Origin of the sequence: Paraconexibacter sp., from assembly GCF_041602235.1 — a bacterium.
Classification (GTDB): domain Bacteria; phylum Actinomycetota; class Thermoleophilia; order Solirubrobacterales; family Solirubrobacteraceae; genus Paraconexibacter.
This window is the reverse complement of sequence record NZ_JBFIGP010000377.1, coordinates 1-2,955: the sequence shown is the minus strand read 5'-3', so window position 1 is coordinate 2,955 and position 2,955 is coordinate 1. Positions and strand designations below refer to the sequence as shown.

Below are 2,955 nucleotides of genomic sequence, written 5' to 3'. Positions count from 1 at the left end.
GAACGCCAGCAGGACCCCGAGGACCGGCCACGCCACGCCCGGCCGGCGGGGGATGGCGACCAGCGCGATCGAGGCGGCCGCGAACACGAGCGTCGACAGCCCGACGGGGTGCATCGGCTCGGGGACGAGCAGCACCATGGTCGCGTAGGCGGCCAGTCCGCCGACCACCGCGACCGGCGCCCGGCGCGTGCCCAGCCACGTCGCGATCCCCAGCAGGACGGGGACCAGCAGCCAGATCGACATGGTGATGAAGCGCCCCGCGTCCGTGGACGGCTCCACGCCCGCGAGCTTGAACATCGCGCCGAACACCAGGTAGTACGCGGGGCCGTACTGCGTGTAGACGTCGTCGTAGAGGTTGCCGCCGTCCAGGAAGGACCGCAGCGAGACCAGCAGGTAGCCCTCGTCGTCGTACGCCTGGAACGACGTGAACATCTGGAGGAACGCAAGGGAGATCGCACCGACCGCGACGGTGAGCGCTGCCGCCACGGTGACGGTCCGACGAGAAGCCAAGACCCGCACGGCGCCTACCGTAGCTCCTGTGGCGTGGACGGCGCGGCCTCGTGCTCGGACGCGTGTTCCCGGCGCAGCGCGGCCCGCAGGCCGCCGTACCGGGTGATCATGACCGTGAGGCCCACGAGGGTGAGCGGCACGAAGACCACGAAGCGGAACAGCACCACGGCGCTCACCGCCTCCCCTCCCTGCACGCCGATGCGGTGCAGGGCGAACAGCGCCGCCGCGTCGTAGGTACCGACATAGCCGGGGCCGGCGGGGATGAGCGCGCTGAGGCTCGCGAGCACCACGACCGCCTGGCCCTCCGGCAGCGCGATCGGGACGTCGAGCGCCTGCATCACCAGCCAGAGGATCGCGCCCTCCCCGCACCACACGAGCAGCGTGGCGCCGCCCAGGAGCAGCCCGCGCGGGGTGAGCAGCACGCGTGAGGCGCGGGCGACCGGACGGATCCGCTCGGCGAAGGACTCCAGGCGTCCGGCCTTCCGCGCCCGGTCGTAGCCGAACACGAGCGCAGCGGCACCGAGGACGCCCACGGCCGCGCCCGCTCCGGCGAGCGTCCCACCCGGAGCGCCGTCCACGCCGATCAACGTGACCGCGGAGAACAGCACCACGAGCGCGACGACGTCGAGCAGTCGCTCGGTGACGATCGAGCCCAGCACCTCGGTCCGGCGGGCGTGGGACCGCTCAGCCATGAGGAAGATGCGAAGCACCTCCCCACCGCGCGCGGGCAGCACGGTGTTCCCCATGTAGCCGACGGCGGTGAGCCCGTAGGCGTCGATCGGCCGGTGCTCGATCTCCATGGTCCGCAGCACCTGGTCCCAGCGCCAGCCGCGCAGCAGCGTCGCACCCGCGTACACGAGGACCGCGGCGCCGATCAGCGCCAGCTCCCCCGGCGCGGAGGGAAAGCGCGGGGACGGCTGGTTGGACGCCCACCAGACGACGCCGCCGACCGCGACGATCGACACGACGAACCCCGCGATGGTGCGCATGCGGGACTCCCCGCCGACGCGCGCAGGCGAGGGATCCGGCCCGCCGGCCGGCCCCTGCACCAGCGGCTGGGCCCCGGTTGGCATCGCGCAACGGTATCTCCCGCAGCGCCGCGACGTACACCTCGGTGCGACGCTAGTCGCCGCGGACCGCCACGATCGTCACCTCGTCGAGCGCCGTCCTCGACAGGGGGAACCGCTCCAGATCCGCGTCGAGGTGTCGCGGGGATGCGGTCACGTCGACCCAGGCCAGACGCAGGCCCGCGGCCTGGACGCAGCGCTGCAGCTCGTCCAGCGCCATCACCGTCCGCGGCGGCGCGTCCTGGGCGACCGCGGGCTGGTGGAGCTTGGCCCGCATGACGAGGTGACGCTGGGGGCGCAGCACTCGGGCGATCTCCGAGAACAGCGCCACCGGCTCCTCGAGACGGTCCATCTGGTCCCAGTGCAGCGCGATGTCGACGGATGCGTCGGGCAGCGGGATCTCGGTCGGGTTGCGATGCGAGGCCGTCAGCGACGCCGGCAGCTCACCGATCCCGGCGAACTCCTCGGCGAGGGCCGCGAGCGTGACCGTGTTGACGCCGTCGACGTCGTAGGCGGTGATGTCGGCGCCCCGCTGGGCGAGCCCGAGCGCGAGGACCCCGTAGGCGCAGGCGACGTCGATGACGCGGGACCCCTCGAGGGTCAGCCCGCACGCGGCGAGCGCCGAGATCACCCCGGCGACGTCGCCCTCGAAGCGCTTGCGCCACCAGGCTTCCGACATCGGCAGGTCGGGGTGCGGTCCGGACACGCGCGTGACTCTAGTGGCGGGCTCACGTCATCGGCGTCGCGAGCAGCTTGACGCCGGTGATGCCGAGGTCGCTCAACGGGTAGCGCATGAGGGCCTGCGGGATGTGCACCGTGCTCGTCATCAGCTCGAGCTTCCGCACCGCCAGCCCCGCGGCGAGGATCGCCCGCTGCAGATCGTCGATCGTGGCCCGGTTCAGGTGTCGCACCTCGTCGGCCATGTACGCCGCGTGCTCGCGACCGCTCTCGAGGATCTCGCGCTGGACCGCGTCGGGTGATCGTGTGAGGTGCGGGAAGTCGCCACCCGTCCAGTCCCAGAGATGGCCGCCGTGCTCGCTGTGGAAGAGGGGCCAGATCTGGAGGAACAGCAGGCCGTCCGGCTTGAGGACGCGCCCGATGTCCCGCATCAGCGTCAGGGGGTCGCCGACGTGCTCGAACGCCGACCACGTGACGACGACGTCGAAGGTGTCGTCCGGGGCGGGCAGGCTCGTCGCCGTGCTGCGGGCGAAGTGCAGGGTGTCGGGGATCGCCGGCAGCCCGCGTTCCTCGGCGAGCCGGGCCAGCCGCTCCGTGTCGACCTCGTTGAGGTCGAACCCCGTGAGCTGGCGCGGCGCTCCCCGGTGCACGAGGCCGAGATCGATGATCCCGTCGCCGCAGCCGACGTCGCCGACCACCT

3 protein-coding genes and 1 pseudogene are annotated in these 2,955 nt (G+C 72.5%); all 4 read right to left on the bottom strand.

Annotation, left to right across the window (positions count from 1 at the left end):
* Positions 1 to 519, bottom strand: a pseudogene (locus tag ABYE80_RS19185) (hypothetical protein); the annotation flags it as partial.
* A gap of 5 nt (positions 520 to 524) precedes the next feature.
* The gene (locus ABYE80_RS19180) at positions 525 to 1,583 is read right to left on the bottom strand and encodes a lysylphosphatidylglycerol synthase transmembrane domain-containing protein (RefSeq protein ID WP_372791917.1); all 1,059 of its coding nucleotides are present in this window, start codon (positions 1,581 to 1,583) and stop codon (positions 525 to 527) included.
* A 49-nt stretch (positions 1,584 to 1,632) separates the two neighbouring features.
* A complete protein-coding gene (locus ABYE80_RS19175; RefSeq protein WP_372791916.1) occupies positions 1,633 to 2,283 on the bottom strand; it encodes a class I SAM-dependent methyltransferase in 651 nt (216 codons plus the stop codon).
* Positions 2,284 to 2,305: 22 nt separating this feature from the next.
* On the bottom strand, positions 2,306 to 2,955 hold a 650-nt coding region (locus ABYE80_RS19170; RefSeq protein ID WP_372791915.1), incomplete at its 5' end, for a class I SAM-dependent methyltransferase.

Coding starts and splice junctions, on each gene's coding strand:
- ABYE80_RS19180 (WP_372791917.1), bottom strand. CDS start 1,583: ATGCCAACCGGGGCCCAGCCGCTGGTGCAGGGGCCGGCCGGCGGGCCG.